Source organism: Roseburia sp. (genome assembly GCF_041325975.1).
Lineage (GTDB): Bacteria > Bacillota > Clostridia > Lachnospirales > Lachnospiraceae > Roseburia > Roseburia rectibacter.
Genome location: NZ_JBGLEJ010000005.1, coordinates 1,565,176 through 1,590,629, shown reverse-complemented (window position 1 = coordinate 1,590,629; position 25,454 = coordinate 1,565,176). Strand labels below are relative to the sequence as shown.

Sequence of the window (25,454 nt, the reverse complement as noted above, 5' to 3'; positions counted from 1 at the left end):
ATGTACCTGCAGAAAAATGTTTGAAATCTGATAAAAACATCTGAGATTGATAAGGGCAGGTTAACGAGGAGGAGAGTGATCGAAGATTCGGCGGATGCTCTCCCGTACATTCCCAGTGCGAGATATACCGGCAAATATGCAGGTGACTGCAAAACAAATACGGTATAAGGGAGGAAATAACAAATAACACGGATGTGTTTATAATAGAAAAGAGGAAAATTTATGTGTGGAATTATTGGTTATACAGGCAGTGAAGGTGTAAAAGGCGTATTACTTGATGCGTTAGAGCTCCTTGAGTACCGTGGCTATGACAGTGCGGGAATCGCAGTGGCAGATACTGACGCAAAACAGACGAAAGTTTATAAATGTGCAGGAAGAGTGAAAGATTTAAGAGCCATCTGTGAGTCGGAGAAAATTATCACAGAGTGTGGAATCGGTCACACCAGATGGGCAACACACGGAGGTGTTAATGACACCAATGCACATCCGCATCAGGTTGGAAAAGTAACTTTAGTACACAATGGTATTATTGAAAATTACAGAGAACTGATCGCGGACTATGAGTTAGAAAGTGTTTTAAAATCAGAGACAGACAGTGAAGTTGTGGCAGCACTTTTAAATAAGTTTTATACCGGTGATCCGGACGAAGCAATCAAAAAGACAGTATCCAAGTTAAAAGGAACATTTGCTCTGGTTATCTTATTTGAAGATCATCAGGGTGAGATTTATTCTACCAGAAATGTCAGTCCGATCGTTGCAACATTCTGTAAAGAGGGAGCTATGCTTGCTTCTGATCTGACAGCACTCTGCCGTTTTACAAACCGTTATTTTGTAGTTCCAGAGTATCATATTTTAAAACTTACAAAGGATGCGGTCAGTCTGAAAGATTTTAATGGAAATCCGGTTGAGCCGGACTATCTTGAAGTCGACTGGGAACTTAACAATGCCGGAAAGAACGGCTATCCGTTTTATATGGAAAAAGAGATCATGGAACAGCCGGATGCGATCGAGCGTACGATCGCAAACCGTATTACAAGCGGAATGCCGGATTTTACGGCAGACGGTGTGCCGGATGAGATCTTTACACAGTGTGAGCGTGTTAATATTATTGCGTGCGGTACAGCAATGCATGCAGGTCTTGTGGCTCAGGCACTTGTAAAATCGATTCTTCATATGCACATTGATGTGGATATGGCCTCCGAGTTTATGTATTCTGATCCTGTCATCGACGAAAAATCATTGGTCATCGCAGTTTCACAGTCCGGTGAGACGATCGATACGTTAGAGGCAGTCAAATATGCAAAAAAACGTGGAGCAAAATGTTTATCCATTATTAATGTAAAAGGATCTTCCATTGCCCGTGAGAGCGACTATGTGCTCTATACAAATGCAGGACCGGAGATCGCTGTTGCAAGTACGAAAGCATATACGACACAGCTTGCTGTATTTTATCTGATCGTGGCAAAAATGGCAGTGCTTCGCGGTGTTTTTTCACAGGAAGAGACACAGAGCTTTGTACGTGAACTGCAGCGTACACCGGATGTCATGAAAAAGGTATTAGAGGGACGTCAGGATATCCATAAACTTGCCAATAAAGTATTAGAAGCAAAGGATCTGTTTATGATCGGTCGTGGACTTGATTACTCTATTTTACTGGAAGGATCCTTAAAGTTAAAAGAGGTATCTTATATTCACTCTGAGGCATATGCTTCCGGCGAGCTGAAACATGGACCGATCGCGCTTATCACGCAGGATACGCCGGTCGTTGCAGCAGTGACACAGGAAAAACTGATGTCAAAGGAATTGTCAAATATCAAAGAGGTCAGATCAAGAGGTGCGGATATCGTGCTTTTTATCAAAGAAAGTCTTGCAAAAGATATTGATCGTGCATATGATACCTTCCATCTGCCGGATATGCAGGATGAATTTATGGTAATGCCTGCATCCGTGGCATTGCAGTTACTTGCTTATTATGTTTCTTCCGACAAGGGATTTGATGTTGATAAGCCAAGAAACTTAGCGAAAGTAGTAACTGTGGAATAAGAGAAGAAAAATAAAAAGATATGTGGAAAAGTGTCCGGGAAAGGGAAAAAGACCGCGTATCTGAGCATAAAAATAAGGCCGGGGCTGTCACACCATATGTTGCGTGACAGCCCCGGTTACATTTAAACCAGTTCTGCAATCCGTGATACTGCCACGTAAATTTCGGAAATCTTATACCACGTACGGTAGTCGATGACACCGGTGACAGGCAGACCAAAGACACGCTGAAAAATTTCCACAGCTTCCCTTGTGGCAGGACCATAGATCCCATCTGGTGTTACAGTTGGAATAGCCGGATAAGATCTTGAAATCCGTGCGAGTTCTTCCTGAATCTGGCGTACTTTTTCACCAGTAGAACCGATCGTAAGGTCTACCCTTGGCCAGGAAGCCGGAATACCGGATACTTCTTCTGCGGTGTTGATGTACATGTTGTTACCATAATAATAGCGCAGTATCTCAATCGTTTCATAGTTCTGGTCACCTAAGAATTTGCTGCCCCACTGACTCAGCCAGTTGCTGCAGGTTACACGTTCCCCGTCACAGTACTGCGTTAAGATCGGCTGTCTGACATTTGGTCTGGACAAAAAATTCTGGAACATCTCATCAACGATATCGGAAATACTCTGGAAAATGTTCCTGCCGTAAGTGAATTTCTGGTCGTAGGCGGTAGAGGAGGTGATCGTGAAACTGTAGCCTTTGTTTCGGTACCACTCCGTATATACACGGTTTAAGGTAAAGGACATGATCGCAAGGATATTTGCGCGAAGAGTCGCATCCGGCCAGGTAGAATAAATTTCACTGGATGCCACATTTTTAATGTAATCCTTATAACGTACATAGTAATCACGGGCGGTCGTATCATTTGGAGGACCGTCATGTACTACAACATATTCCGGTACCACGACTCTGCTAAGAACGATCTCGCCAGTCTCGGAGATGGGCTTGATCTCGGATTCTGCAATTTTCGGAGGAAAATCGCCCCAGAGAGTATTGACAGGGATCACGATCGTGTCTATCGGGTTCCCCGGTGTATCCGCCTCATCCATTCGTACTTCCTGAAGCGATAACTGCTCCGAAAACAGTTCAATTCCCGACACAGTAAATGGGCGGAATCCTTCAGCATTGACCTGAATACTATACTGCGAGAATGGCTGGTTTTCGCCTGGCTCCATTGAGTATTCAAGCGGAGGCGTACGAAGCGTAATTTGTTCGGACATACCGGATGCATCTGTATTCACCTCCTCAACGACACTGTCCGGATCACCGGAATAGGAGATCGACACGCGGGCATCCGGGATGGGACGGTTACTTCCTCTTGCCGTAACATGGATTTTTAATTCACCTGCATCAATATTATTTTGTGTATAGGCAATATCTGACATGAAAAACCTCACAGATTCATTCTTTCTATTATATGATACAGCCGGCTGAAAGTGAATTGAAATTCTGGTATGATAAATAGAACAACATTGTATATGGAAAATACAGTTTTATAGTTTGTCAATTCACGGAAACGGATGTATAATAAAGTTCATTAGGAAGCAAACTTAAATGAAGTTGTGGAAGGTGCAAAAGTTTCAACAGACAAGATGATCCAGATGGCAGAGGCGCTTCAGATGGAAGCAGAGAGTGTGAGAAAGATCGATGAGAGCATTTCAGGGGTAGCGCAGATCGTAGATAATAACTCAGCTTCTTCCGAAGAAACAGCAGCAGTCAGTGAGGAACAGTCAGCACAGGTACAGACCATGGTGCAGTTGATGGAACAATTCGAAATTTAAAAATAATAAGAACTGCCACAGGAAGAATATCTGTGGCAGTATTTTTTTCGGGAGTACATCTTAAGAAAAATATAAGGTAATAAAAATATATGGCAAATTATAAAATGATCTTACAGTATGACGGAACACGCTACCGTGGGTGGCAGGTGCTGCCGTCAGAGCTTACGATACAGGGAAAACTACAGGATGTTTTAAGTAAAATGGCAGGATATCAGGTGGAAGTTACCGGTTCAGGAAGGACAGATGCGGGTGTGCATGCAAAAGGCCAGACGGCGAACTTTCATCTGAAAGAAGAATGGGACGAGGAGAAGATTTTATCATATCTGAATCAGTACCTGCCGGAAGATATTGCAGTCTGCGAGGTAAAGAGGGTGGATGAACGTTTCCACAGCAGATACCAGGCACTGGAAAAGACGTATCTTTACCGGATTCATACAGGGAAAATACCGGAGGTATTTGAACGCAGATATGTGTATGATTATAAGGAACCGCTTGATGTAAAACGGATGAGAAAGGCAGCAGAATATCTGTGTGGAACACATGATTTTAAGTCTTTCTGCGGTAACAAAAAAATGAAAAAATCAACGGTACGGACGATCTTTCAGATACAGATTAAAGAATTGCCGGGAGAAATACAGATTTATTATACCGGAAATGGATTTTTACAGAATATGGTGCGTATCTTGACAGGCACACTGATCGAGATCGGGGATGGCAGAAGAGAGCCGGAAGATATATCAGAGATTTTAGAGGCAAAGAACAGGGAAGCTGCCGGATATACGGTACCGGCATACGGACTGACACTGATTGAAGTTGTCTATCAAGAAAAGGAGTTGTCGCAGTGCAGATAATGTGCTGTAAAATAATATGGAAAAATGGTTTGTAATTAATAAAGGCGCTGATTTTGCAGGGATCGCAAAGCGTTTTGGGATAAGTCCGGTCACAGCGAGACTGATCCGCAATCGTGAGGTTATGGGGGATGAGGCAATCGCAAGATATTTAAAAGGCGGGATTGGGGAACTGTACGATCCGCATTTACTTTTCGATTCAGACAGACTGACGGATATACTTATGCAGAAGATCCGGGAAGGAAAAAAGATCAGGATCATAGGTGACTATGATATTGACGGGGTAATGTCTACCTATATTTTGTACAAAGGGATCACGCACTGTGGAGGTAAGGCAGATTTTCAGATACCGGACCGGATGAAAGATGGTTATGGAATCAATGATCATCTGATCGGGCAGGCATATGATGCAGAGGTCGATACGATCATTACCTGCGATAATGGGATTGCTGCGATAGATGAGATCGCACATGCAAAAAGTCTTGGAATGACGGTGCTTGTCACAGATCATCATGAAATACCGTACACAGAGGAAAATGGAGAACGCCATTATAAAAGAAGCAAGGCAGATGCCATTGTAAATCCCAAGCAGAAAGAATGTAACTATCCGTACAAAAATCTCTGTGGTGCCGCAGTTGCGTGGAAAGTGATACAGATTCTCTATGAAAAATGTGGTCTTGCAGCGGAAGAAGCATATGTTTTCCTGGAAAATGTGGCATTTGCGACAGTCGGAGATGTTATGGATCTGACGGATGAAAACCGTATTCTGGTAAGGGAAGGATTAAAGCGGATCCATACGACCACAAATCCGGGAATGCGTGCATTGATCTTACAGAATAAACTAGAGCCGGAACAGATCAGTTCTTATCATTTTGGATTTGTATTAGGACCGTGCATCAATGCCAGTGGACGATTAGAAACTGCAAAAATCGCATTAAATCTCTTTTTACAGGAAGATGCGAAAAAAGCATCTGAGATCGCGGCGGAACTGGTAGACCTGAATGCACAGAGAAAAGATATGACGGCAGAGGGGGTAGAACTTGCCGTGCAGCAGGTGGAAGAGGGCAATACAGGTAAGAAAGTCTTAGTTGTCTATCTGCCGGACGTGCATGAAAGCCTTGCAGGTATCATTGCGGGAAGAATCCGGGAGGCATACCATAAACCAACCTTTGTTCTGACAAAGAGTGAAGATGGTGTCAAAGGTTCCGGACGTTCGATCGAAGCGTATTCTATGTATGAGGAGTTGTGTAAATGCCAGGAACTATTTACGAAGTTTGGCGGACATCCGATGGCGGCGGGACTTTCCCTGCCGGAAGCAAATGTAGAGATTTTCCGGGAAAAAATAAACGCATGCTGTGGGTTGACAGAAGAAGATTTTATTCCTAAGATAAAAATAGATATTCCAATGCCCGTCGATTATCCTGATATTCCACTGGTCAATGAACTTTCATTGTTAGAGCCATTTGGGAAAGCAAATGTAAAACCACAGTTTGCAGATAAAAATCTTGGCATTGACTGTGCAGTGGTAGTCGGAAAAAATCAGAATGTATTAAAACTTACACTCAGAACGGAACGGGGAATTTCCATATCTGCTGTTTATTTCGGAGATGTGGATGGATTCCGGGAATATTATAGTAAAAAATATGGAGAAAGCGAAGTGCAGCAGGCATTTTCGGGCAGGACAAATGCGATCCGGATGTCTGTGGTATATTATCCGGAGGTAAACCGGTATCAGGGAAATGAAAGTATACAGATCGTGATAAAGAATTATCAGTAAATGGAGGACATATATGTTTGGTGGAAAGAAAGAGAAGGCACTGCAGGATGAACTTTATACCATAAAGAAAGGTATCTCAGAATACAGTGAAGAACTAAAAGAACATTCTGTGCAGATGACGGCATCCCGCGTGCAGATGGAAGAAAATATCGATGTCCTTGGGGAAAAGATTGAATGTGTGGAAGAACTGGCACAGGAAAGCCACAAGATGGGAAAGGAACTGTACAGTACATTTGTTGAAGTACATAATGCGGTGGAATCTTTTGAGGCAAATCATTCTATTTTTCTTGGGCAGGTTGCAGAGCAGAATGAAAAGATTAAAGAAGTATTTGAACAGCATAAGGCATTAAAAGAACCGTGTGCGCAGTTAGAAGAAAATCTCTACCGTGCAGAGAAAGCGCAGGATGGACTTGGTGATGTGACGACAGAACTGGAGAATGACGCTAAAAATATGAGTGTGCTTGCGTTAAATGCGGCGATCGAAGCAGCGAGAATGGGAGAAGATGGAGAGAAGTTTCTTCATGCGGCAGAGGAGATCAAAAATGTGGCACTGCGCTATGAAACGGAATTACAGACATTAACGGAACAGATCAGTGCTGTAACTGAGGCACAGAAAGAGATCAAAGAACAGGCTGCACAGATCAATGAGATGCAGGGAAGTATTGCGTCGATGGTAATGAAACTGTACAGTGACAGTGCACAGAAGCTTTCCATATACGAAAATGGACAGACATCATTAAGGGAACATATGTCAGGCAATGTAATGCCGGCAGCGGATTTTATAAAACAGGCAGGAGAAGATTTCTTAAAACTTGGGGATGAGGCGAAAACACAGATTGCAGCATTGCGTGAAGAAATCAATGCAAAGAAATCTGCTGAGGATGAACTGGAAAAGATCTGTGATGAATACAAGGAACTTTTGGATACGAAGTAATTTGTAAAGGATGGGAAATTTATATGGCAAAAGAAGAACAGATGACATATTTATCTGCGAATGGAACGACAAAGATCCATGCAGTAAAATGGATGCCGGAGGATGGAAAGTATAAGGCAATTTTACAGATCACACACGGTATGATCGAATATATTGAAAGATATCATGAGTTTGCAGAGTATCTGACAGAACGTGGGTTTATGGTTGTAGGTCATGATCATTTAGGGCATGGTGCGTCGGTAAAAGATGAGACGGAATGGGGATATTTTGCAGAAAATCCGAGTGATACATTAGTTGCGGATATGCATAGACTCCGTATGGCAGTTCAGGGCGAAAATCCGGGTGTGCCATATTTTATGATGGGACACAGTATGGGATCTTATATGCTGCGGAAATACCTGTGTCTGCATGGTGAAAATTTAAGCGGTGCGATCATTATGGGAACCGGGTGTGTGCCGGATGGCACAACGAAGTTTGGCATGACACTGTGCAGGGTTATGGCTCGTTTCCGTGGATGGAATTATAGAAGCAGACTGATGCAGAAACTTTCCTACAGCAAACCATACCACAAATTTGACCTTTATGGAAAAGATTATACCAACAGCTGGCTGACAAAGGACACAGAGCATGTAAAAAAATATTACAGCGATCCGCGCTGTACATTTGTCTTTACTTTAAATGGTTATCTGGGTCTGATGGAAGCGGTATATTTTGACAATCAGATGGAAAATATAAAAAAAGTGCCAAAAGATCTGCCGGTTTTCATGGTTTCCGGGGCAGATGATCCGGTTGGAGATCTCGGTGAAGGGGTAAAAAAGGTTTACCATATGTTTAAAGAGGCAGGTGTGGATGACCTGACATACCGTTTGTATGAGACAGACCGCCATGAGATATTAAATGAGACAGACCGCGATCAGGTCTATGCGGATATCTGTGCATGGATGAGTGTCAGACTTGAGTAGTAGTGTGGATATTTTTTACATGCAGAAATGGAGATTTTTATTATGAGAAACAAAAAAGCAGTTAAAATGTTATGTATGATACTTGCAGCAACAATGCCAGTTTCTTCCGGTGTGGCAGTGCAGGCGTCACAGACAGAAGTTTTAGTGGCAGCGGAGCAGAGTGATACGGAAAGTCCTGCTGAAACGTCGGAGGAAAATACAGACAGCAGTAATATTGAAGGCACGATTCAATATGTAGATGATGATACAGATTCAGGTGCCAAGCAGGATGGAAACAGCACATCGGATCAGGCGCCACAGCAGGATGGAAACAGTACACCGGATCAGGCATCACAGACAGATAATTCTCAGAATATCAGCGGAACGATCGTCCAGAACGAAGACAGCGATAATGTCACGATCAAAGCCAGTGATAAACCATACCTTGCATTAGGGGCAGATCTTAATGATTCACAGAGAGCGACGATCCTTTCCATTATGGGAATTGATGCGGCAAATCTGTCAGATTATGATGTGGTTTATGTGACAAATGCAGAGGAACATCAGTACTTAGATTCCTATATCTCATCCTCACAGATTGGAACAAGATCGTTATCTTCCGTTGTGATCGTGCAGAGAGATAAGGGGAGCGGACTTAATATTTCTACGACAAATATTAACTATTGTACGGTTGGTATGTATAAAAATGCACTGACTACGGCAGGAGTGACCGATGCAGATATCATTGTTGCAGGACCGACTCCGATCTCAGGAACGGCAGCATTAGTAGGTGTCTTAAAAGCATATCAGGAGATGACAGGAAAAGAGATCAGTGATTCGGTAGTTGATACAGCACTCAATGAACTTGTGCTTACCGGACAGTTAGAAGAGTCCTTAAAAGGTGTTTCGGATGCAGAAGTAGAAGAATTTATTGCATATATCAAGGCATTGATCGCTAAAGATGATCTGACAGATGATGAGGGAATCAATGGAGCAATCGATGAGGCCTGTGAAAAATATGGTGTGACTTTATCGGATGATGAACGTCAGCAGATCGTAGATCTGGTAAAGAAGATCAATTCACTGGGGATCGATCTGAATGGACTGGTGGATTATGCAGAATCCTTGTACAATTCGTTTAAAAATGGGGACAGTAGTTCTTCTGGTGGTATAGCAGCGGTTGTCGGTGGATTTTTTAAGTCGGTATTTTCTTCAGTAGGGGATTTCTTTAAAAAGTTGTTTTCATAATTATTATCAATATATAACGAAAAGAGGAAGCGTATGTTAGAGAGAAAAAGAAAGCTGGACTGTGCAAATGGACGCCAAAAAGCTGATCTCGTATTAAAAAACGGAAATGTGCTGAATGTTTTTACGGAGGAAGTGTTAAAGGCGGATGTTGCAATCTGTGGTGACACGATCGTAGGTGTTGGTGAATACGAGGGAGAAAAAGAAATCGACTGCACTGGCAGATATCTGGTGCCGGGATTTATTGATGCACATATGCATATTGAATCCTGTATGGCAGCGCCGGGAGAACTTGCAAAGGTTCTTGCAAAGGCAGGCACAACAACGATCATTGCTGATCCGCATGAAATTGTGAATGTCAGCGGAACAAAGGGAATGGATTATTTCCTGAAATGTGCCGCAAAACTTCTGGTAAATGTATTTTTCATGGTACCTTCCGCAGTTCCAGCAACGGATGTGGAGACCAACGGCTGCGGTGAATTCCTTGCCTCTGATATGATGAAATATGTGGATAACGCAAGGGTGCTCGGACTTGGCGAGACAATGCGCTTTTTGGAGTGCTGTGAAGGCGAAAAGAGAATGGCAGATAAGCTGGAGCTTTTTGCCAAGAAACATATTGATGGACATGCGCCTGGAATCCATGGAAAAGAAGTTCAGGCATACCGTCTTGCCGGCGTGGAAAATGATCATGAATGTTCGACTGCTGAGGAAGTACTTGATAAACTTCGTGCCGGACTGCATATCTATGTGCGCGAGGGAAGTGGAGCAAAGAATTTAGAAACACTGATAAAAACAATGCTGGATGCTGGGGTATGTTTAGACCGTTGTGCATTCTGTACGGATGACAAACATGTTGAGGAAATCCGCAAAGAAGGACACATCAGTACCTGCATCCGTAAAGCAATCGCACTTGGAGTGCCAGTCGCAAAGGCATATAAGATGGGAAGTTACCAGGCAGCAGAGTTTTATGGATTGAAAAACTATGGTGCGATCGGTGCCGGTTATCGTGCAGATATCGTATTTTTAGATGATTTAGAGCAGGTCAGACCGCTTGATGTCATGAAAGACGGGCGTATTTTAACAGAGGAAGATTATGCAAAAGATTATTCCGTGCCTGTTCCGGATGAGCTGCTTCATACGGTTCATGTGGGAGAAGTCACCAAAGACAAGATCAGACTTTCCTGTGATGGAAAAACAGATGTGATACAGATGAACCCGCATCAGATTGTGACGACACATCTTATAGAGGAAGTTCCAACGGAAAACGGTTATTTCAAACCGGATGGAGTTTACAATAAGATCTGTGTAGTGGAACGTCACGGTAAGACCGGTGAGATCGGTGTTGCTCCACTCAAAGGATTTGGCGTCAAGGGCGGTGCAGTGGCAACATCCGTTGCACACGATTCCCACAATCTGATCGTTGCAGGTGATAATGATGAGGATATCCTTGCAGCCATCAAATGTGTGGAAGAAAATCAGGGCGGCTATGTCATTGCCTCCGGCGGAAAAGTAGTAGATGTGCTTCCGCTTCCAATCTGTGGTCTGATGAGTGAGAAGTCCTGTGATGAGATTACCGAAAAAGTGGCAGATATGTTAGAGGAAGCGAAGAAACTTGGCATTTCCGAGGAGATCGATCCGTTTATTACGCTTTCTTTTATGGCACTTACGGTGATCCCGGAAATCCGTGTGACAGAGCGCGGTGTATATCTGTTTGGTGCAAAATAATGGTTTCAGTATACCATTTTGCGTAAGAGTTAAATTAAGTTCTATCAATAAAAATGAGCGAAGAGATTGTTTCTTTCTTCGCTCATTTTTTGTCTTAAATTATATCATGAAATACCTGATAAATATTGGTTTGTTTATGAAATAAATCGCCCGTCCCAATGGTGTGTCGCAGGTCTGTGAGTGGCATTTTACGCAAAGCCGGAGTTAATTTTGGTTCCATTGTACGAAAATAAGAAAAGTCTAAGTGTGTCTGAGTTAGATTTTCTCGGAGTGACGTGACCGGCGTTCAACGAGCCATCCGTGGCTCGTGAAGCCTTGTTCTGCCATCCGTGGCAGAACATCACTGTGTATCTACAGACACACTAAGATTTTCTAATTTTCTCCCAAAGTCACAAAATTAGCTCCGGCTTTGCGCAAGATGCCCACCTCCAGGTTGTGAACACCATTTGGGTGGGCGGTTCATCTCAAAATGGGGGCGCGGGTGTGGATTTTTGATATTCGCACGACTGAAATATGCTTAAAATCCTAATGTGCTGTATCATTGATATTCAGCCTAATGACTTCCCAGAATTTCCATCTGCTACATTGTACTACATGAATTGTTTCGTAAATTGTCAGACCAATAACACAAAATATTCTTCAAATGTGTATGGCAATAAACATGAGCATAGTGGAATATATTGAGGTTTTTGCCAGCGTTATCAAACAAATAATAAATTATTGAATATAGTTATTTAGAAATATTTTTTAATCAGATTCAGACACAAAACACTAAAAATTTACGCACTTCCAAGGGTGTAAAATGAGTTCCCCAGCGAAGGGTGGTTCACAACCTTGCGGCTGGCAAATTGCATCAAGCCGGGATTCGTTTTGTGACTTTGGGAGAAAATTAGGCAATCTTAGTCTGCCTGTTCGTAACACAGTGTTGTGCTGCCACGGACGGCAGCACAAGTCTTAATGCCCCCGGACGGGGCGTTTAAGACGCACACGTCACTCCGAGAAACATTAAATCAGGCTGACTTAGACTTGCCTTATTTTCGTACAACGGAACAAAACAGTCCCGGCTTGATGCAATTTGCCAATCGAAAACCCCCGGAACCACCCTACACAGGGAAAATCATATCACCCACAAACCAGCATTTTTGTGTGTTAATATATTATTTTTTGTAAAATAAATGTTGACAAATAATATTATATAAAATATAGTATTGATAGATAAATAATATTAAAAGAAATAGAATATTATAAAGAAAAGGAGATGAGCGCATGGTATTTAATACAGGAGCTGCTCTCTTAGACGCAATCGTGTTAGCTGTTGTGTCGAAAGAAGAAGAAGGCACCTATGGCTACAAGATCACGCAGGATGTGCGCAAGGCCATTGATGTATCAGAATCCACCTTATATCCGGTGCTAAGAAGACTGCAGAAGGATGGATGCCTTGAAGTGTATGACAGAGAGTGTGGCGGCAGGAACAGGCGTTATTATAAGATCACGGAGCCTGGACTGGATAAGCTGGTCGAATACCGGAGAGAATGGGAAGATTATTCCATGAAAATATCAGCACTGTTTTCAGGAGAGGAGCTTTAGAGGGTATGAAAAGAGAAGAATTTTTAAAACAGTTAGAACAGCTTCTGGATGGAATATCAGAAGAAGAAAAGGCAGATGCACTGGCATTTTACCGCAGCTATTTTGAAGATGCCGGGGAAGAAAACGAAGAATCTGTCATAGCGGAGCTTGAATCACCGGAAAAGGTGGCACAGAGCATTAAAAAGAATTTGGGAATCGAAAAAGAGAGTGAAACCTGTGATGTCACGCCAGACCATAATCCGGACTGGAATCAGAATGATGACATGTTTGTAAAAAATGAGGAGACTTCAGAAAAGAAGAAAAGTGGATGGAGCGCAGCAGCGATCGTATTGGTAGTTATCACATCACCACTCTGGCTGACATTGCTTTTAGTCATAGCCTCACTTCTTCTTGCAGTAGTAGCAACATTATTTGGCATTGCAGTTGCAGTGGTGGCGGTTATGGCATCACTTGTATTTGCAGGTTTTCTTCTGATCGGTTTTGGATTCAGTACTTTATTTACAGGAGGAGTGGCTGTTGGACTTGGACTGACCGGAGCAGGATTTCTGGTTTTAGGACTTGGTATTTTAGCAGTACTTTTAGTTGTATGGGTATTTGGAGTATTTCTTCCATGGGCAGTCAAAGGAATCATCTGTTTGTGTAAGAAACCGTTTGAAAAGAAAAAAAGTGGGGTGACAGCATGAAAAAATTTACAAAGATTACATTGATCGTTGCAGCGGTATTGTTAGGAGTGGGACTGATCTTCTGTGGTGTAAGCACTGCAATGGGAGCATCTGTATGGCGTATGGCAAAAAATGGGGAACTCAGATATGGAAACTGGCATATTGGTCCGGGTGGACTCTATTATAACGGCAGCGATTATGATGACGACGATGATTATGATGATAACGATGATTATGATGATAACGATGATTATGATGACGACGATGATTATGATGACGATGATGATCTGGATGCAGATGATAAAGATATTGTGGATCTTGTGTCAGATATCGGTGATGCAGATTTCTCGACAGAGGTTCCATCAGGGGAGGCAGACCAGAGTTATGATGCTTCTTCCATTCAGAATATCAATATGGATATTGATGCTGCAGAAATTACAGTCAGGGAATCGGATGACAGTGCAAAGCTGCGTGTTGTATTAAAACGCGGCAAAGAAAAATATTATTCCTGTAAAACGGATGGAAATACATTAAAGATTAAATATGATGCGAAAAAACATTATTATAAGAAATCCCCACAGATCATACTGTATCTGCCAAAAGGAAGTTCTTTTGATGAACTGAATTTTGATATTGGTGCCGCAGATATGAATTGGAAAGATTTTGACGGAAGCTGTAATGATCTGACCTTAAAAGTCGGAGCCGGAAACTTTGAAGCAAAAAGATTTCAGGTAAATGGAAAAATGGATGTATCTGTCGGTGTCGGTAATGTTGAGATCGAAGATGGTGTAGTGAATGGTGATGCGTCGATCGACTGCGGAGTCGGGAACTTTTCCATGGATGGAAGTGTTGAAGGGAATCTCAAAGCAGACTGTGGAATGGGAAATATGACACTTGATTTAAATGGTGAGGAAAAAGAGTACAATTACAAACTTTCCTGTGGACTTGGTTCGATTGAAGTGGATGGGGAGACTTATACAAATATCAGTGGTGATAAAGAAGTCCAAAATGAAGGTGCAAAGAAAAACATGGAACTTGACTGTGGTATGGGAAGCATTGAAGTTGATTTTGAGTAGACTGAGATTTTCCGTCAGTTGACAATCAGAGAACAAATCATTATGATAAAAGTGGCGTCGGCGTACAATCGTTGTACATCGGCGTCATTTTTGTAATGTTTCCTGAACCAAAGAAAAACGAAAACAATGCAAAAATGGGAGGATCTATGAATAAAACAATAAGAATCGTACTTTATGTGCTTTCCATACTGACTGTAGTGGGCGTGATCGCCGCAGCAATTTTAACTGGTGGTCAGACACAGCCTGTTATAACATCGGGGACGGCAGTAACAGAAGAGAAGCAATCTGACACGGCAGATAAAACGGATGAAAATGGAACAGCACCAGATGGAGCAGATAATGACGATACATCGGGCGAAACGGAAAACATAAAGGATACTGCAGACGCAGCGGATAGCACGGAGCGCACATCAGATGATACAGAAACAGCAGCAAACGCAGATAATCCGAAAGACTCAGGCAATACAACGATCATCCTTACCGGTGATGTCCTGTTTGCAAATGCATTTAAAGCAGCCTATGATGCAGGTGGAATAGAGAAGGTTGTTTCACCGGAACTGTTAGAGCAGTTAAAGGAAGCGGATATTTTAATGGTAAACAATGAGTTCCCGTTTAGTGACCGTGGGGAACCGATGGCGGATAAGCAGTTTACCTTCCGGTGCAGTCCTTCTTATGTAAAGGCATTAAATGAGATGGGTGTGGATATCGTTTCACTCGCAAACAACCATACTTTGGATTATGGAAGAGTGGCATTGTCCGATACGTTTCAGGCATTAGATGGAGCCGGAATTTTATATGGCGGGGCAGGAGATTCCACAGCGCGCGCAAAAGAGGTGCAGGTTGTGGAAGTGAATGGAAAAAGATATGGATTTATTGCCGTATCACGTGTAGTTCCGTCTGTCGACTGGAAAATCGAGAATGGCACTCCGGGAATGTTTACCTGTTATGATGCGGCGGCGCTCATCGAAGTGATAAAAGAGGCAAAACAGACCTGCGATTTTGTGACGGTATTTCCACATTGGGGAACCGAGTACAGCGAACAGCCGAATACGGTGCAGCGTGAACTGGCAAAACAGTGCATGGATGCAGGGGCAGATCTGATCGTTGGAGCGCATACACACTGTCTGGAAGGAATACAGTTTATGGATGGAAAACCTGTTTTTTACAGTCTGGGGAATTTTATTTTTGGACAAAGCATTGACAGATCTGCAGCAGCAAAAGTTACAGTGACAGCAGATGGAGCAGTTTCTTATGCCCTGATCCCGGTTTATGCGTCAGACGGACAGACAAAACAGATGGATGATAATGCAGCACAAAGCCTGTTTACTTATATGGAGAGTATCTCTGATAATGCATCGGTAGATACAGCAGGAAATATCAGGGAAAAGTAGTACATGAAAGGATCATTGCAAAAGGCAGTGTGAATATAAAACAAAAAGAAAAAGGAGATTGGTATGAAAAACAAAATCTTAGGGCTGCCGAAGGCAGTAGTCATCATTATCGGTATTGTGATCACGGCACTTTTTTTAGTGCTGATGAATCTGGTCGGAGTGGCAGCAACACATCTGACTTCCATCACGGACAGTTATATGTTACAGTTTATTGCTGAACTCGGTGTGGCTGTCTATGCGATCGGCGTGTTGTTTCTTATGGGGTATCAGCAGTCGTTAAAAAAGACCGGTGTGGGATTTTTAAGAGGATTTTATATCGGTGGATTTATGGTTGGATACTGTGTGTATGTGACAGTTGCGCAGTTATTTTTACAGAGTGTTTCCGGGACGGACGGCGTGCGTCCTGCAGGCGGGATCATCATTTACATATTGACAATGTTTTTCGTCGGCATGAACGAGGAAGTGATCATGCGAGGGATCGTGTTAAATCTTTTCGCAGACTGTTTTTCAAACACCAGACGTGGAGTGCTTGCTGCCATTATTTTATCCAGTATGATCTTTGGTGCAGCGCATATCCCGAATGTACTTTCCGGCGTGCCGTTATCAAGTGCACTGATCCAGGCACTGCAGGCAACATTGCTTGGTGTTTTGTTTGCGGCAATTTATCTGCGCAGCGGTAATTTATGGATCTGTATTATCATTCATGCACTTGTGGATTTCGGAGGATTAATGGCAAGCGGTATTTTTGGAAATGGTGATATGACAGATATGATCGGCAATCTTTCCATATTAAATCTTGTAGTGACCGTTCCTCTGTTTTTAATTCCGTGTATTGTATTACTGCGAAAAAGCAAGTTAGATGAGATCGTGGAAATGAGGGAAGGAGAGATCATTATCCCGTCGGAGCGTGAGGGAGAAAATATTGCAACGGTATCACTGATCCTTGGCATTTTCGGTATCGTGACCGGATTCGTCGGATACGGAGCAGGATTTGGATTAGTCGGTCTGCTTGGTGCAATCTGCTCGAAAAAAATAAAACCACAGCAGAATGGTACGGCAACAGCGGCACTTGTCACCTCGATCATCGGACTTGTGATCGCTGCATTGATGATCACTGTGATGATGTTTCTTATGCCGCTGCTGGGTGATGCCAGTACATGGGAAATTATGACAAATCAGTGATCCTGCCCGGATATGGAGTGCTGTCTGCGGTACTGGTGCGGGGAAATTCCATATTTTTCCTTAAATGAACGGATCAGATGGCTGCAGTCAGCATAACCGGTTTCCTGGCTGATGTAATTTAAGTCGAAGTTTGTAAAAAGGAGCATATCCTCAACCTTGCAGAGACGGATAAATTCGATATATTTTTTACAGGACTGTCCGTAAATTTCGCGGAAATTTTTGGCAAAATGGGAATAACTCATGTGACAGAGTGCAGCGATATCTTCCACGCGGATATTTTCGCAGGCATGGCGGTCAATATATTCCGTGATGGTATAGATCGTATTTTCTTTTACCAGAGGTGTAAAAGAACAGTCCGTGTCAAAACCGTCATCGCGCCAGATTCGGAGAAGCCAGGTTAAAAGTTCCCTGATTTTTGACTGCAGGATCATCTGATATCCGTACTGCATATTCTGCATTTCACGGACGCAGTCATCAAATAAAGACTGTATGGGAAGAGAGCGAAGCACTTCTTCCGGGAAATAAATATCGGCATGCTCATTGTTTATAGCATTGCCAAACAGTGCAGAAAAATTCCAGTTTCCACCGGTAAAAGAAGTGGAGGAATCAAGCTGGCCTAAATCAAATTTTAAAACATAATATTGCAGAGGGGCATCGGACACTGCATGGACGGAATGAACAACGGAAGGGAGAAAGACGATCAGATCGCCTTCCGTAACAATATGACTTTGTTCATTCTGATACATCAGGGCGGTGCCCCTTGTTACGTAAAGAATCTCCATAAAATAATGCCAGTGCGGCTGTACCGGCAGCCATTCTTTTTTCACATCCAGAAAGAAACATTCGTAGGGTTTATTTAATTTGTCGATATATTCAAATAATGATTTCATACTAAACTCCATTTTTGAGTGTGAAAAATGTATTTTTCACACTGATCTTTGGTCATAAAAATAGATTTATACAATTTTTGACATGAAAAATTATAGCAGATATACAGGGCGAATGCTATATTAATGACAGGATCAGTATAAAATGAATGTTATATTTTTAGATGAAATGAAAAAGCAAGGAGAAAATAAATGGAATATATCTGTGGAGTGACATTTGCACCGTTTGCCTGTGCAGGGGCATTTAAAAAGTCAGGGGCAAAGGAAAGTCTTGCTATGATGAAGGAGAGAACCGGAGCAGATTTTGTGATATTTGTGCCGGGAGGATTGCAGGAGACACCGCAGTCTGAGGAGATATGTTACACATCAAAAGCAACGATGGAAGATGATGAGCTGATCGATATGATCGGGTATGCGAAAGAGATTGGACTTCGTGTGGCATTAAAACCGACGGTAAACTGCAAAAATGGAACATGGCGTGCACACATTAATTTTTTTGATGAAGATGTTCCATGCGAACCAAAATGGGGGAACTGGTTTACATCTTATACGGCATTTCAGCTTCATTATGCAAAGATCGCAGAGCAGTATGGCTGTGAAATGTTTATTGCCGGATGTGAGATGGTGATGAGCGAGCATCGTGAAACGGAATGGCGCAGACTGCTTTCGGATATCAGGCAGGTTTATCACGGACTTCTTTCTTATAATACGGATAAGTATCAGGAGCACCGTGTGAAATGGTGGGATGCTGTGGATGTGATATCATCAAGCGGTTATTATCCTTATGGTGACTGGGAAAATCAGTTAGACCGTATTGAAGCAGTGGTAAAAAGATTTGAAAAACCGTTTTTCTTCGCAGAGACAGGATGTATGTCGGTAAAGGGTTCCATGGAAGTACCGAATGACTGGGGCGTGAAAGGTGATGCTGACCCGGATGGTCAGGCTGAGTGGTATGAAGATATGTTTAAAGCCTGCAGTAAGAGAGACTGGGTGCAGGGAATGGTACTCTGGTCATGGGATGCAAAACTTTATCAGGAGCGGAGTGCAAAGTCGCGCATGGACTATGAGATCTATGCGAAACCTGCAGAAAAAGTTGTAAAAAAATATTATGATTCTTTTTTGGGTAAATGAAAATATAAAAACAGTAAAAAGATTAAAATTAGTTTACAACAACTTAAAAAAAGGTTATAATTTAAAAAACAATAAAAAATGAATTATAGAGAAGTAAAGGAGAAGAAGAATGAGCAATTACATGGATACTTACAGACAGTGGTGCACAGATCCGTATTTTGATGAAGATACAAAAGCTGAGTTAAAGAAAATCGAGGGGGATCAGGCAGAGATCGAGGATCGTTTTTACAGACAGTTAGAATTTGGAACAGGTGGTTTAAGGGGTGTGATCGGAGCCGGAACCAACCGTATGAATATTTATACTGTGCGTCAGGCAACACAGGGACTTGCAAATTATATCATCTCCCAGAACGGACAGGAGAAAGGTGTTGCGATCGCACATGATTCAAGAATCATGTCCACAGAATTTACAGAGGAAGCAGCGCTTTGCTTAAATGCAAACGGCATCAGGGCATATGTATTTGACAGTCTTCGCCCGACACCGGAGTTATCTTTTGCAGTGCGTGAGTTAGGATGCATTTCCGGTATCGTCATCACAGCAAGCCATAATCCGAGAGAATACAACGGATACAAAGTATACTGGGAGGACGGCGCACAGATCACACCGCCTCATGACAAAAATATTTTAGCAGAAGTTGCAAAAGTAACTTCCTTTGACCAGGTAAAGACTATGGCAAAAGAAGATGCAGTTGCAGCAGGACTTTACAATGTGATTGGTAAAGAGATTGATGACCGTTACATGGAAGAACTGAAAAAACAGTCCATTCACCCGGAGATCATCAAAGAGATGGCAAAAGATATCAAGATCGTATATACACCACTTCATGGAACAGGAAATCTTCCGGTACGCCGTGTATTAAAAGAACTTGGTTTTGAGCATGTATATGTAGTGCCGGAGCAGGAAAAACCGGATGGCAACTTCCCGACTGTTGCATACCCGAACCCGGAGTCACCGAAAGCGTTTGAACTTGCATTAAAACTTGCAAAAGAAGTGGATGCTGATATCGTTCTTGCAACAGATCCGGATGCAGACCGTCTCGGTGTTTACTGTAAAGATACAAAGAGCGGCGAATATGTGACATTTACAGGAAATATGTCAGGTATGCTGATCGCAGAATATATTTTAAGAGAAAAAACAGCAATGGGAACTATGCCAAAAAATCCTGCACTGGTTGAGACGATCGTTACCACCGATATGGCAAAAGCAATCGCAAAATCTTACGGTGTAAAACTGATCGAAGTTTTAACAGGATTCAAATATATCGGAGAGCAGATCAAATTCTTCGAGCAGCAGAATACCTATAATTATGTGTTTGGCTTAGAGGAAAGCTACGGATGTCTTGCCGGTACTTATGCAAGGGATAAAGATGCCTGCGTTGCAGTCATGATGTTATGTGAAGTAGCATCCTGGTGCAAAAAGAACAACATGACACTGTGGGATGAAATGCTTGCAATGTATGAAAAATACGGTTACTACAGAGAAGGACTTGAGACAAAGACATTAAAAGGAATCGATGGAGCAGCGCAGATTCAGGAACTGATGAGCAATTCCAGAAAGAATCCTCCGAAAAAACTTGGTGGTTTTGATGTGCTTGCAGTCCGTGACTATAAAGAGGATACAAGAAAAGATACAGTAACCGGAGAAGTGACAAAGACCGGTCTGCCGGAGTCAAACGTACTTTATTATGAACTTTCCGATAATGCATGGTGCTGTATGCGTCCATCCGGAACAGAGCCGAAGATCAAATATTACTTTGGTGTCAAGGGCAGCTCTTTAGAGGATGCAGAAAAGAAACTTGCCGGACTAAAAGAAGATTTGCTGAAATAACAGGAGGAACAGAAGCGTGGCAATTACATACTTTGAGAAAGAACGTATTTTCAAACTGGATACGCCAGGCTCCAGTTATGTGATCGGGATCGTGGACAAAGAAAATTTTGTCGGTCATGTATATTATGGTAAGAAATTAAGAGATGCTAATATTTCGTATCTGCTCCGCACGGGAGAGGGACCGTTTGTGCCTTCTGAAAATAACAGAGAGAGAGTATCATTCTATGATACGTTTCCGATGGAATATGCAGGAAACGGACTCGGAGATTACAGAAGAAGCAGTATTTCTGTGAGAACAGAGGGAGGCCATACAGCAGTATCACTGTTTTATGTGTCACATAAAATTTATGCAGGAAAACCGGGACTTGCCGGACTTCCTGCAACGTTCGGCGATGAAGATTCCTGTGAGACATTAGAACTTCTATGCGAGGACCCGGTACTTGGGTTAAAGGTAACTTTGCTTTACACGGCATTTTCTGATGTGGATGTCATCACAAGAAGCGTGCGGATCGAAAATGACGGCGAAATGTTATATCTGACGAAGGCACTGTCTTTCTCCATGGATATGGATAACCGTGATTTTACACTGCTTACCATGCATGGTTCCTGGGCAAGGGAGCGTATGTTAGAACACCGCAAGGTGAAAAAAGGCTTTATGGGAGTGGAATCAGTAAGAGGTGAGTCTTCCCATCAGGAACATCCGTTTATGGCACTTGCGGCAGGCAATGCAGACCAGTCACAGGGTGAAGTTTATGGTATGCATTTTGTGTATTCCGGTAATTTTATCGGACAGGTCGAGCTAGGACAGTTTGATACCGTCCGTGTTGGTATGGGAATCCATCCGGAGAACTTCTGCTGGAAGTTAGAAAAAGGTGAGAGCTTCCAGACACCGGAGGTCGTGCTTGTATACAGCGATACCGGATATGACGGCATGACACACCAGTTCCATGAACTTTACCGTAATCATCTGATCCGCAGTGAATATAAGGATAAGAAACGTCCGATTCTGATCAATAACTGGGAAGCGACCTATTTTGATTTCAATACGGAAAAATTACTTTCCATTGCAAAAAAAGCATCGGAACTTGGCATTGAAATGCTGGTTATGGATGATGGCTGGTTTGGACACCGCAATGATGATTCATCAAGTCTGGGTGACTGGTATGTCAACGAAGAGAAATTAAACGGTGGTTTAAAACATCTGGTAGATGAGGTAAATAAACTTGGATTAAAATTCGGTATCTGGTTTGAGCCGGAAATGATCTCACCGGATTCAAAACTTTACGAGGCACATCCGGACTGGGCAATTCAGATCCCGGGAAGAGAGGGATCTCTCTGCAGAAATCAGTATGTACTTGATCTTACCAGAAAAGAAGTGCGCGATTATGCATATGAGAGCGTGGCGTCGATCTTACGCAGTGCAAATATTGAGTATGTCAAATGGGATATGAACCGTCAGCTTTCTGACATCGGAAGCTATGGACTTCCTGCAGACCGCCAGGGTGAACTTTATCACCGTTATGTGCTGGCAGTGTATGAGATGCAGGAGCGTCTGGTAACAGAGTTCCCACATCTTTTACTGGAAAACTGTTCCGGCGGTGGTGCACGTTTTGATCCGGGTATGCTTTATTACAGTCCACAGATCTGGTGCTCGGATGATACGGATGCAGTAGAACGCTTAAAGATTCAGGAAAGTACGGCGATGATCTATCCGTTATCGACGATGGGAGCGCACGTTTCAGACTGTCCGAATCATACGGTGGGACGTGTTACACCGTTTGAGACAAGAGGTCATGTGGCGCTTGCAGGAACTTTCGGTTATGAGCTGGATATCACAAAGATTCCGGAAGAAGACAGACAGATGATCCCGAAACAGGTTGCCATGTATCATAAATACAATGATCTGGTAAGAAGCGGCGATTATTACAGGATCGCCTCCTATCAGGAAAATCATTATTTTGACTGTTACGAGGTGGTTTCAAAAGATAAATCAGAAGTACTGGTTACATTTGTGCAGGTGATCAACCGTCCGAATTATAAGAGCAGAAGAATCACATTAAAAGGACTCGATCCGCAGAAGAATTACTGCCTGGAAGGCGAAGATACTGTATATGCGGGAGATACATTAATGTATGCAGGTATTCTTATCCAGAATCCATGGGGTGATTTCCAGTCAAAACTGTTACATTTTGTGGAAAAGAAATAAGATTAAATCGAAAAAGTAAAAAGTAGTAAGAAGGGGACGGTTATGGCAAAAGCAGTAAAGCTGGCAGACATTGCAGAGCAGCTTGGTGTCAGTACGGTCACGGTCTCAAAAGCACTTTCCGGACAAAAAGGTGTCAGCGAGGCTATGCGGGAAAAAATCAAACAATTGGCAGATGAACTTGGATACAAGCAGCCATCTGCCGTAAAAAAAGAAAAGTCAGTAAAAAGTTATAATATCGGAGTGCTGGTATCGGAAAAATACTTAGGAGAGTATGCATCCTTTTACTGGAAAATGTATCAGAGTGTGGCAACAAGGGCTGTGCAGAAAGAATGTTTTACCATGCTTGAGGTGGTGTCGCTCGAAGATGAAGCGGAGTCGAAACTGCCTAAGATCGTTTTGGAAAACAAGGTGGATGGTCTGATCCTTATAGGAAGACTGAATACCGCATACCTTGGAACGTTGCAGCAGAGCACACGGATTCCGATTGTATATCTTGATTTCTATGATGAACATCAGATGAGTGATGCCGTGATCTCAAACAGTTATTACGGTACATATATGCTGACGAATTATCTGTTGGAACATGGACATGAGAGAATCGCATATGTCGGAACACTACTGTTTACGGCAAGTATCACAGACCGTTATTTTGGCTACCGGAAATCCATGTTAGAACATGGAATTGATGTACCAAAAGAGTGGATCATACCAGATCGTGATATGAAATGCGGTGTGGTAGGTGTTGATATCCATCCGGATCAGATGGAGAATATGCCGACAGCATTTGTATGCAACTCCGATCTTACGGCGAGCATGGTCATTAACCAGTTAGAAGAGCAGGGGTATCGCGTTCCGGAAGATTTTTCAGTGGTTGGATTTGATAACTATCTTTTTCCGGGACTGTGTGATGTCGAGATCACAACCTATGAGGTGGATATCCGTGAAATGGCAAATAAAGCAATACATGTGCTGTTAAAGAAAGTCAGCGGGGAACGTTATAAACAGGGAATTACCATTGTTGAGGGAAGGCTGGTGGAAAAAGCCAGCGTGCAGCAGGTTGTAAAATAAGAGAAAGCGGTAAGTTGTGAAAGGCTTGCCGCTTTCTCTTTTTTTCGTTTCATGGATTTCACACCAAATTTTGGCTTGTGGTTGACATGAGTTTCCTCGTGTAGGGTGGTTCCGGGGGTTTTCGATTGGCAAATTGCATCAAGCCGGGACTGTTTTGTTTCCGTTGTCCGAAAATAAGTCAATCTAAGGCTGCCTGGTATAGGTTGTGGCGGAGTGACGTGTACGTCTTAAATGTGCCATCCGGGCACATTAAGACTTGTGCTGCCGTCCGTGGCAGCACAACACTGTGTTACGGACAGGCAGTCTAAGATTGACTAATTTTCTCCCAAAGTCACAAAATGAGTCCCGGCTTGATGCGATTTGCCAGCCACTAAGTTGTGAACCACCCTTCGCCGGGGAACTCATTTTACAACCTTGGGGGTGCGTAAATTTTTAGTGTTTTGTGTCTGAATCAGATTAAAAAATATTTCCAAATAACTATGTTTAATAGATTATTATTGGTTTGATAATACTGGAAAACCTCAATATATCCCATTATGCCTATGTTTATTGCCATACACATTTGAAAAAATATTCTGCGTTATTAATCTGGCAATTTACGAAAAATTTCATGTAATACAATGCAGCAGCTGAAAATTTTGTAAAGTCATCAGGCTGAATATTAATGATACAGCATATTAGGATTTTAAGCATATTCTCATTCGTGCGAATATCAAAAATTCACACCCGCGCCCCCAGTTTTGAGATGAACCGCCCACCCAAATGGTGTTCACAACCTGGAGGCTGGCATCTTGCGCAAAGCCGGAGCTAATTTTGTGACTTTGGGAGAAAATTAGAAAATCTTAGTGTGTCTGTAGATACACAGTGATGTTCTGCCATGGATGGCAGAACAAGGCTTCACGAGCCACGGATGGCTCGTTGAACGCCGGTCACGTCACTCCGAGAAAATCTAACTCAGACACACTTAGACTTTTCTTATTTTCGTACAATGGAACCAAAATTAACTCAGGCTTTGCGCAAGATGCCACTCACAGACCTGCGACACACCATTGGGACGGGCGATTTATTTCATAAACAAACCAGCATTTGGTGAGCATTTTATATTGTTAAGTTATGGATGTTCTGCAGATAACGCTGTGGTGAAA

Annotated in this window: 19 protein-coding genes; 17 read left to right on the top strand and 2 right to left on the bottom strand. The window is 42.6% G+C overall.

Annotation, left to right across the window (positions count from 1 at the left end):
* Window positions 1-222: 222 nt before the first annotated feature.
* Window positions 223-2,043, top strand: a complete 1,821-nt coding sequence (gene glmS / locus ACDD58_RS18410) for a glutamine--fructose-6-phosphate transaminase (isomerizing) (protein WP_370778635.1) — start codon at window positions 223-225, stop codon at window positions 2,041-2,043.
* A gap of 122 nt (window positions 2,044-2,165) precedes the next feature.
* On the opposite strand, the gene ACDD58_RS18405 is transcribed toward glmS, so the two are convergent.
* Complete coding sequence (locus tag ACDD58_RS18405) at window positions 2,166-3,425, bottom strand: peptidoglycan-binding protein (protein ID WP_117922027.1); 1,260 nt, start codon at window positions 3,423-3,425, stop codon at window positions 2,166-2,168.
* 177 nt (window positions 3,426-3,602) lie between these two features.
* Here ACDD58_RS18405 and ACDD58_RS18400 point away from each other — a divergent pair, with 177 nt between their 5' ends.
* The 12 genes from ACDD58_RS18400 to ACDD58_RS18345 all read left to right on the top strand — a co-directional run bounded on the left by ACDD58_RS18400 (window position 3,603) and on the right by ACDD58_RS18345 (window position 17,189).
* On the top strand, window positions 3,603-3,821 hold the full coding sequence (locus ACDD58_RS18400) for a hypothetical protein (protein WP_117922028.1): 219 nt from the start codon (window positions 3,603-3,605) through the stop codon (window positions 3,819-3,821).
* An 89-nt stretch (window positions 3,822-3,910) separates the two neighbouring features.
* Window positions 3,911-4,672, top strand: coding sequence for a tRNA pseudouridine(38-40) synthase TruA (gene truA, locus ACDD58_RS18395; RefSeq protein ID WP_370778634.1), 762 nt, complete (start codon window positions 3,911-3,913; stop codon window positions 4,670-4,672).
* A gap of 16 nt (window positions 4,673-4,688) precedes the next feature.
* A complete protein-coding gene (recJ, locus tag ACDD58_RS18390) occupies window positions 4,689-6,446 on the top strand; it encodes a single-stranded-DNA-specific exonuclease RecJ (RefSeq protein ID WP_370778633.1) in 1,758 nt (585 codons plus the stop codon).
* A 13-nt stretch (window positions 6,447-6,459) separates the two neighbouring features.
* Window positions 6,460-7,380, top strand: a complete 921-nt coding sequence (locus ACDD58_RS18385; RefSeq protein WP_118210497.1) for a methyl-accepting chemotaxis protein — start codon at window positions 6,460-6,462, stop codon at window positions 7,378-7,380.
* Window positions 7,381-7,403: 23 nt separating this feature from the next.
* Window positions 7,404-8,342 (top strand): alpha/beta fold hydrolase, encoded by a 939-nt coding sequence (locus ACDD58_RS18380; RefSeq protein WP_117922032.1) that lies wholly within the window; start codon window positions 7,404-7,406, stop codon window positions 8,340-8,342.
* A 42-nt stretch (window positions 8,343-8,384) separates the two neighbouring features.
* A complete protein-coding gene (locus tag ACDD58_RS18375) occupies window positions 8,385-9,569 on the top strand; it encodes a DUF1002 domain-containing protein (RefSeq protein WP_370778632.1) in 1,185 nt (394 codons plus the stop codon).
* Between the two features lie 33 nt (window positions 9,570-9,602).
* Complete coding sequence (gene ade, locus ACDD58_RS18370) at window positions 9,603-11,291, top strand: adenine deaminase (protein ID WP_370778631.1); 1,689 nt, start codon at window positions 9,603-9,605, stop codon at window positions 11,289-11,291.
* A gap of 1,266 nt (window positions 11,292-12,557) precedes the next feature.
* A complete protein-coding gene (locus ACDD58_RS18365) occupies window positions 12,558-12,878 on the top strand; it encodes a PadR family transcriptional regulator (protein ID WP_117922606.1) in 321 nt (106 codons plus the stop codon).
* A 5-nt stretch (window positions 12,879-12,883) separates the two neighbouring features.
* Window positions 12,884-13,561 (top strand): DUF1700 domain-containing protein, encoded by a 678-nt coding sequence (locus tag ACDD58_RS18360; protein ID WP_186899448.1) that lies wholly within the window; start codon window positions 12,884-12,886, stop codon window positions 13,559-13,561.
* On the top strand, window positions 13,558-14,616 hold the full coding sequence (locus ACDD58_RS18355) for a hypothetical protein (protein ID WP_370778630.1): 1,059 nt from the start codon (window positions 13,558-13,560) through the stop codon (window positions 14,614-14,616). The genes ACDD58_RS18360 and ACDD58_RS18355 overlap by 4 nt, the downstream gene beginning before the upstream one ends.
* A gap of 146 nt (window positions 14,617-14,762) precedes the next feature.
* On the top strand, window positions 14,763-16,007 hold the full coding sequence (locus ACDD58_RS18350; protein WP_370778629.1) for a CapA family protein: 1,245 nt from the start codon (window positions 14,763-14,765) through the stop codon (window positions 16,005-16,007).
* Between the two features lie 63 nt (window positions 16,008-16,070).
* Window positions 16,071-17,189 (top strand): CPBP family intramembrane glutamic endopeptidase, encoded by a 1,119-nt coding sequence (locus ACDD58_RS18345; protein ID WP_370778628.1) that lies wholly within the window; start codon window positions 16,071-16,073, stop codon window positions 17,187-17,189.
* Here ACDD58_RS18345 and ACDD58_RS18340 read toward each other — a convergent pair.
* Window positions 17,183-18,079 carry an AraC family transcriptional regulator gene (locus ACDD58_RS18340; protein WP_370778627.1) on the bottom strand — a complete coding sequence of 299 codons (897 nt, stop codon included), beginning with the start codon at window positions 18,077-18,079 and terminating at the stop codon, window positions 17,183-17,185. The two genes, ACDD58_RS18345 and ACDD58_RS18340, sit on opposite strands and share 7 nt — an antisense overlap.
* Before the next feature lie 189 nt (window positions 18,080-18,268).
* Here ACDD58_RS18340 and ACDD58_RS18335 point away from each other — a divergent pair, with 189 nt between their 5' ends.
* The 4 genes from ACDD58_RS18335 to ACDD58_RS18320 all read left to right on the top strand — a co-directional run bounded on the left by ACDD58_RS18335 (window position 18,269) and on the right by ACDD58_RS18320 (window position 24,309).
* A complete protein-coding gene (locus ACDD58_RS18335) occupies window positions 18,269-19,207 on the top strand; it encodes a 1,4-beta-xylanase (RefSeq protein WP_370778626.1) in 939 nt (312 codons plus the stop codon).
* 109 nt (window positions 19,208-19,316) lie between these two features.
* Entirely contained in the window at window positions 19,317-21,035 is a 1,719-nt protein-coding gene (locus ACDD58_RS18330; RefSeq protein WP_370778625.1) for a phospho-sugar mutase, read from the top strand.
* 16 nt (window positions 21,036-21,051) lie between these two features.
* Window positions 21,052-23,241, top strand: coding sequence for an alpha-galactosidase (locus ACDD58_RS18325; RefSeq protein ID WP_370778624.1), 2,190 nt, complete (start codon window positions 21,052-21,054; stop codon window positions 23,239-23,241).
* Between the two features lie 42 nt (window positions 23,242-23,283).
* Complete coding sequence (locus ACDD58_RS18320; RefSeq protein ID WP_117922597.1) at window positions 23,284-24,309, top strand: LacI family DNA-binding transcriptional regulator; 1,026 nt, start codon at window positions 23,284-23,286, stop codon at window positions 24,307-24,309.
* The last annotated feature ends 1,145 nt before the right edge of the window (window positions 24,310-25,454 follow it).